Origin of the sequence: Micromonospora wenchangensis (assembly GCF_002210435.1) — a bacterium.
Classification (GTDB): Bacteria; Actinomycetota; Actinomycetes; order Mycobacteriales; family Micromonosporaceae; genus Micromonospora; species Micromonospora wenchangensis.
On sequence record NZ_MZMV01000126.1, the window covers coordinates 1 to 5,420 of the forward strand.

General features: G+C 75.2%; 6 protein-coding genes. 3 read left to right on the forward strand and 3 right to left on the reverse strand.

Annotation, left to right across the window (positions count from 1 at the left end; translation table 11 throughout):
• Positions 1-20: 20 nt before the first annotated feature.
• From B5D80_RS32405 to B5D80_RS32415, 3 genes are all read left to right on the forward strand, one after another.
• Positions 21-140, forward strand: a complete 120-nt coding sequence (locus tag B5D80_RS32405) for a SapB/AmfS family lanthipeptide (RefSeq protein ID WP_067312693.1) — start codon at positions 21-23, stop codon at positions 138-140.
• 70 nt (positions 141-210) lie between these two features.
• Positions 211-1,878, forward strand: coding sequence for an ABC transporter ATP-binding protein (locus tag B5D80_RS32410; protein ID WP_088647731.1), 1,668 nt, complete (start codon positions 211-213; stop codon positions 1,876-1,878).
• Positions 1,875-3,641: an ATP-binding cassette domain-containing protein gene (locus B5D80_RS32415; RefSeq protein ID WP_088647732.1), complete on the forward strand. Its 1,767-nt coding sequence runs from the start codon at positions 1,875-1,877 to the stop codon at positions 3,639-3,641. The genes B5D80_RS32410 and B5D80_RS32415 overlap by 4 nt, the downstream gene beginning before the upstream one ends.
• Positions 3,642-3,756: 115 nt before the next feature.
• Here B5D80_RS32415 and B5D80_RS32420 read toward each other — a convergent pair whose 3' ends face one another.
• The 3 genes from B5D80_RS32420 to B5D80_RS34040 form a co-directional block, all read right to left on the reverse strand.
• The gene (locus B5D80_RS32420) at positions 3,757-4,455 is read right to left on the reverse strand and encodes a response regulator transcription factor (protein ID WP_088647733.1); all 699 of its coding nucleotides are present in this window, start codon (positions 4,453-4,455) and stop codon (positions 3,757-3,759) included.
• 110 nt (positions 4,456-4,565) lie between these two features.
• Entirely contained in the window at positions 4,566-5,156 is a 591-nt protein-coding gene (locus B5D80_RS32425) for a helix-turn-helix transcriptional regulator (protein WP_158224287.1), read from the reverse strand.
• A gap of 16 nt (positions 5,157-5,172) precedes the next feature.
• Positions 5,173-5,420 (reverse strand): hypothetical protein (locus tag B5D80_RS34040; protein WP_211291730.1); only part of this gene is annotated, 248 nt, incomplete at its 5' end.

The following is a 5,420-nucleotide window of genomic DNA, read 5'->3' on the forward strand; positions in this document are numbered from 1 at the left end:
CGACAGAAAGAGGTAAGACCATGGCTCTGCTCGACCTCCAGGCGATGGAACTGCCGGCCACCGAGCGCACCGGCGGCGGCAGCCAGGCCAGCCTCCTGCTCTGCGGCGACAGCTCGCTGAGCGTCACCACCTGCAACTGATCGACCGGTATCGCATGGCCCCGGACCGGCACCCGCCGGTCCGGGGCCGCGCGGCGTGGGAGGGGACGCGATGACACCGACCGACCGGCTCCTGCTGCGGGCCGTCCGCTCAGCCGGCTGGTGGACCCCGACGCTGGCCGTGGTCACCGTGGCCGGCACGGTCGCCGAACTGGCCCTGCCGGCCGTGCTGGGCCGGGCCGTCGACGCCGCCGTCGGCACCGCGCCGAAGGACTCCCCCGACCGCTGGCTGGCCGCCGTCGTCGGGCTGATCGCGCTGCTGGTCGTCGTCGGCGTCGTGCGGGACTACGGCACCGGCGCGGCCACCGCCCGGTCGGTGGCCCACCTGCGGCACACCCTGGTCGGGCACCTGTTCGCCCTCGCCCCGCAGACCGCCGCCCGTCGGCCGGTGGGTGACCTCGCCGGCCGGGTGGTGGGCCAGGTGGCCGACGCCGGTCAGGCCGCCCCGACGCTGGTCACGGCCGCCACCGTGGCGCTGCCGCCGGTGGGCAGCCTGGTGGCGCTCACCCTGATCGACCCGTGGCTCGGCGTCACCTTCGTCACGGGGCTGCTCCTGCTCGGCCTGCTGCTGCGCGGCTTCGTCGCCGATGCCTCCGCCGCCGTCGCCGGTTACCAGCAGGCCCAGGGCGACCTCGCCGGGCGACTGGTGGAGGCGTTGGCCGGGGCGCGCACCATCGCCGCCGCCGGCACCGGGGAACGGGAGGTCGAGCGGGTGCTGACCCCGCTGGCCGCGCTGCACCGGCACGGGGCACGGACGTGGACGGTGCTCGCCGGCGCGGCCACCCGGGGCGCGGTGCTCAACCCACTGCTCCAGGTCGCGATCGTCGCCGTCGGCGGGGTGTCGCTGACCGCCGGCCGGTTGACCCCCGGGGAACTGCTGGCCGCCATCCAGTACGCCGCCCTCGGCGCGGGTCTCGGCACCGTGGTCGCCGCCCTCAACACCGCCGTCCGGGTACGCGCCGGCTGCCGCCGCGCCGCCGACGTGCTCACCGAGCCCGCCCGACCGTACGGCGTCCGGTCCCTGCCGTCCGGGCCGGGAACCCTCGACCTGCGTGGCGTGACCGTCCGCGACGCCGACGGCCGGGCCCTGCTCGACCGGGTGGACCTGCGGGTGCCCGGCGGCACGCTGCTGGTCGTCGTCGGCGTCTCCGGTGCGGGCAAGTCCCTGCTCGCCGCCGTCGCCGGGCGGCTGCGCGACCCGGACGACGGGGTGGTGCTCCTGGACGGTGTTCCACTTCCGGAGCTGACCCCGGCCGCCCTGCACGCCGCGGTCGGCTACGGGTTCGAACGTCCGGTGCTGGTCGGCGACACGGTCGGTGCCGCCGTCGGGGCCGGTGCGGATCCGGTGCCGCTGGCCCGCGCCGCCGCCATCCACGACTTCGTCGAACGGCTGCCCGACCGGTACGGCACCCCGCTGGCCGAGGTCGCCATGTCCGGTGGTGAACGGCAACGGCTCGGGCTGGCCCGCGCGTTGCGCGCCGAACGGCTGCTGATCCTCGACGACGCCACGTCCAGCCTGGACACCGCCACCGAGTACCAGGTGACCCGGGCGCTGACCGGGCCGGGTGACCGGCGTACCCGGGTGGTGGTCAGCCATCGGCTCGGCATGGCCGCCCGCGCGGACCTGGTCGCTTGGGTGGCCGACGGGCGGGTCCGTGCCGTCGGCCCGCACCACCTGCTCTGGGCCGACCCCGACTACCGGGAGGTGTTCCGGTCGTGACGACGGTCGTCGGCGTGACCCGGGCCGCGCTGCGGGCCCGGCGGGCGCAGCTGTGGCGGTTGGCCGGCTGGTCGGCCGCCGAGGTGCTGCCGGCCGCCCTGTCCGGGCTGTTCACCGCGCGGGCCGTGGACAGCGGCTTCCTGGCCGGGCGGCCGGGCGTCGGACTGGCCTGGCTGGCCCTGCTGGGGCTGGCGGTGCTGGTCGGCGCGGCCGGCACCAACCGGTCGTACGCGCTGCTCGGCGCGGTGGTGGAGCCGTTCCGCGACGACCTGCTGCGCCGGGTGGTGCGCGGCGCGGTGGCCGGCGCGGCCGGCGGCCGGGCCGACGACGCGGCGGTGGCCCGGCTCACCCACCAGGTGGAACTGGTCCGGGACACCTACGCCGGCCTGCTGATGGTGGTGCGGGGCTTCCTGTTCGCCCTCGGCGCCGCCGTGCTCGGCCTGTTCTCGCTGGCAGCCCCGGTGGCGCTGCTGGTCGCGGTGCCGGTGCTGGCCGGTCTCGGCCTGTTCGCCGTGGCGCTGCCGGTGATGGTGGCCCGGCAGCGGGAGTACGTGCTGGCCGACGAGCAGCTCGGCCGGGCCGTGGTGACCGCGGTGAGCGGCCACCGCGACGTCACCGCCAGCGGGGCCTGCGACCAGGTCACCGGCTGGGTCGGCGGGGCCGTCGACGCGCAGGCCCGGGTGGAGCGCCGGCTGGCCACCATGGCGGCGACCCGCAGCCTGAGCCTCGCGCTGGGTGGCTGGCTGCCGGTGCCGGTGCTGCTGCTGGCCGCGCCGTGGCTGGTCCGTCAGGGGCTGGGGCCGGGCGCGCTGCTGGGCGCGCTCGTCTACGTCACGCGGGGGGTGCAGCCGGCCCTGCACAGCCTGGTGCAGGGGGTCGCCGCCGGTGGCCTCCGGTTCGCCGTCACCCTGGACCGGCTGCTGCGTACCGCCGTTGCGGCCGACCCCTCGCCGGCCGGGTCGCCGCCCCGTCCCGCACCGCGGCGGACCGGGGCGGCGTTGTCGCTGCGTGGGGTGACCTTCCGGTACGGCCCGCACGCCGACCCGGTGCTCGACGGGCTCGACCTCGAGGTGCCCGTCGGGGACCACCTGGTGATCGTCGGGGCCAGCGGGATCGGCAAGTCGACCCTGGCGGGGTTGATCGCCGGGGTGCTGCACCCCCAGTCGGGCACCGTCCATGTCGGCGGGTCGCCGGTGACCGGGGCGACGCCCGGCGCACTGGCCGAGCGGCGGGTGCTGATCCCCCAGGAGGCGTACGTCTTCACCGGCACGCTCCGCGACAACCTCGGCTACCTGGCCCCCGGCGTGCCGGACGACGAGCTGGACCGGGCGGCGGCCCGGCTGGGGCTCACCGGGCTGCTGACCCGGCTCGGCGGGTACGACGCGACGCTGCGCCCGGCGGACCTGTCGGCCGGGGAACGGCAGCAGGTGGCGTTGCTGCGGGCCTGGCTCTCCCCCGCCCCGTTGACCATCCTCGACGAGGCGACCTGTCACCTGGACCCGGCCACCGAGGCCCGGCTGGAGACGGCCTTCGCCGCCCGGCCCGGCACGCTGGTGGTGATCGCCCACCGGGTCAGTTCGGCGCTGCGGGCGCGGCGGGTCCTGCTGCTCGACGGGCGGACCGCGCTGCTGGACACCCACCAAGGGCTGCTGGAGCGGTCACCGGCCTACCGTGCCCTGGTCGGCTACGGCGAGACGGAACCGTCGGACCCCGCCCCCTTCTGGACGGCGTCGGACGGCACATCGGCGGCGGCCCGGACCTAGGCGTCGACAGCCCCAGCCGGAACCGGCCCGGTACGCCCCGCGACGGTGCCCGGGGTCGCGCCGACGGAAGGCGTTGCGGCGGCGCCGGCGGGCACGCCGGTCGGGTGGGTACCGGTCACAGCCAGCCGGATTCCCGGGCGATCCGGACCGCTTCCCAGCGGGTCCGCGCCCCGGTCTTCGCCATGATCCGCGACAGGTGGTTGCGCACCGTGCCGGCCGACAGCACCAGTCGTTCGGCGATCTCCTGGACCGGATGCCCCTCGGCGACCACGTCGAGCACCTCCCGCTCCCGGTTGGTCAGCGGGCTGTCGGCGACCTCGAGTGCGGCGAGCACCAGGTCGGGGTCGAGGACGACCCGTCCCTCGGCGAGCTGTCGTACGCCGTCGACGATCCGCCCGGGTGGCACGTCACGGCTGAGGAAGCCGATCCGGTGGCCGTGCTCGGCCAGTACCGGCCCGAGCCGGCCGGCCCGCCGCTGTTCGACGAGGACCAGCAGGGAACCCACGGGTGCGGTCATCGGCTCCGTCGGCGAGCGGGGCACCGGGGCGGTGGGGGTGGGCTCGCCGCCGCCTGCCGGGGTGGTTTCGACGACGGGTTCCGCGACGCCCAGGGTGGCCAGCCGGACCAGTTCCGTCACGGTCAACATGTCGAACTCGACGACGGCCACGTCGGGTCGTTCGGCCCGGACCGCCGCTCGCAGGTGGTGCGGACTGTCCACCTCGCCCACGATCTCGATGTCGTGTTCGGCGGCGAGCAGCTGGGCGAGCGCGCCCCGGAGCAGCCCGCCCTGGAGGGCGAGCAATGTGCGAACCATAAGCGACTCCCGAGATCATGCCCGTGTTGACGAAATGTGTGCGGCCGATGACGCACGGTTCGGAATCTTATTGAATCCGTAACTGGTCCGACACCCCTTCTCACGCGTGGTCAGATCCAGCCCGCGTCCTGGGCCCGCTGGACGGCTTCCCACCGGTTACGGGCGCCGGTCTTGCGGAGCACGGCGGACAGGTGGTTGCGGACCGTACCGGGTGCCAGGTGCAGGTGAGCGGCGATCTCCTTGGTGGACATTCCCCGGGCGGCGGCGGCGGTCACCTCACGCTCCCGCTCGTTGAGGGGATTCACGGCGGCGTCCAGCGCGGCCAGGGCCGTCACCGGGTCGATCATCCGCTGCCCCTCGGCGACCAGACGGAGCTGCTCCAGGAGTTCCTGGGGCGGGACGTCCTTGGCGATGATCCCCCGGGCCCGCGCCCCGAGGGCCCGGCGCAACGCCCGGGCGGTCCGCCGGGAGGTCAGCACCACCACCGCACATTCCGGCAGCCGGGCGTGCCACCGCCCGGCGAGCACGGCGGGATCCTCGATCGCGTCGAGGTCGACGAGGACGACGTGGGGCCGCCGGGTGACGACGCCGTCCGTCAGGTGGTGGTCGGGATCGCTCTCCCCGGCCAACTCGAACCCGGGGGCGGCGGCCAGGATCGCCGCGAGGGCGGTACGCAACAGTCCCGGGGGCCCCACCACCACGACACGGATCGTCGGCTCATCGTTTTCTGCCGCCCGGCCCGGACCCGACGATGACTGTTTCCCGCTCGCCAGTTCGTCCATCCGTCACATTTTCCCAAAGGGAAGCCGAACCAGTCGCGACTGTCGGAATGACGACCCGTTTCCGGCCAACGGGAAAATGGTCGAAATGCATCAGCCGACGGAAGGAGTGAATCGGGACCTGCCGGACGTCCGGCAGGTCCCGATTTGACGGGTATAGCAGTTTGAGGCCAACCCCGGGTGGGG

Coding starts and splice junctions, on each gene's coding strand:
- B5D80_RS32405 (WP_067312693.1), top strand. CDS start 21: ATGGCTCTGCTCGACCTCCAGGCGATGGAACTGCCGGCCACCGAGCGC.
- B5D80_RS32410 (WP_088647731.1), top strand. CDS start 211: ATGACACCGACCGACCGGCTCCTGCTGCGGGCCGTCCGCTCAGCCGGC.
- B5D80_RS32420 (WP_088647733.1), bottom strand. CDS start 4,455: ATGGTTCGCACATTGCTCGCCCTCCAGGGCGGGCTGCTCCGGGGCGCG.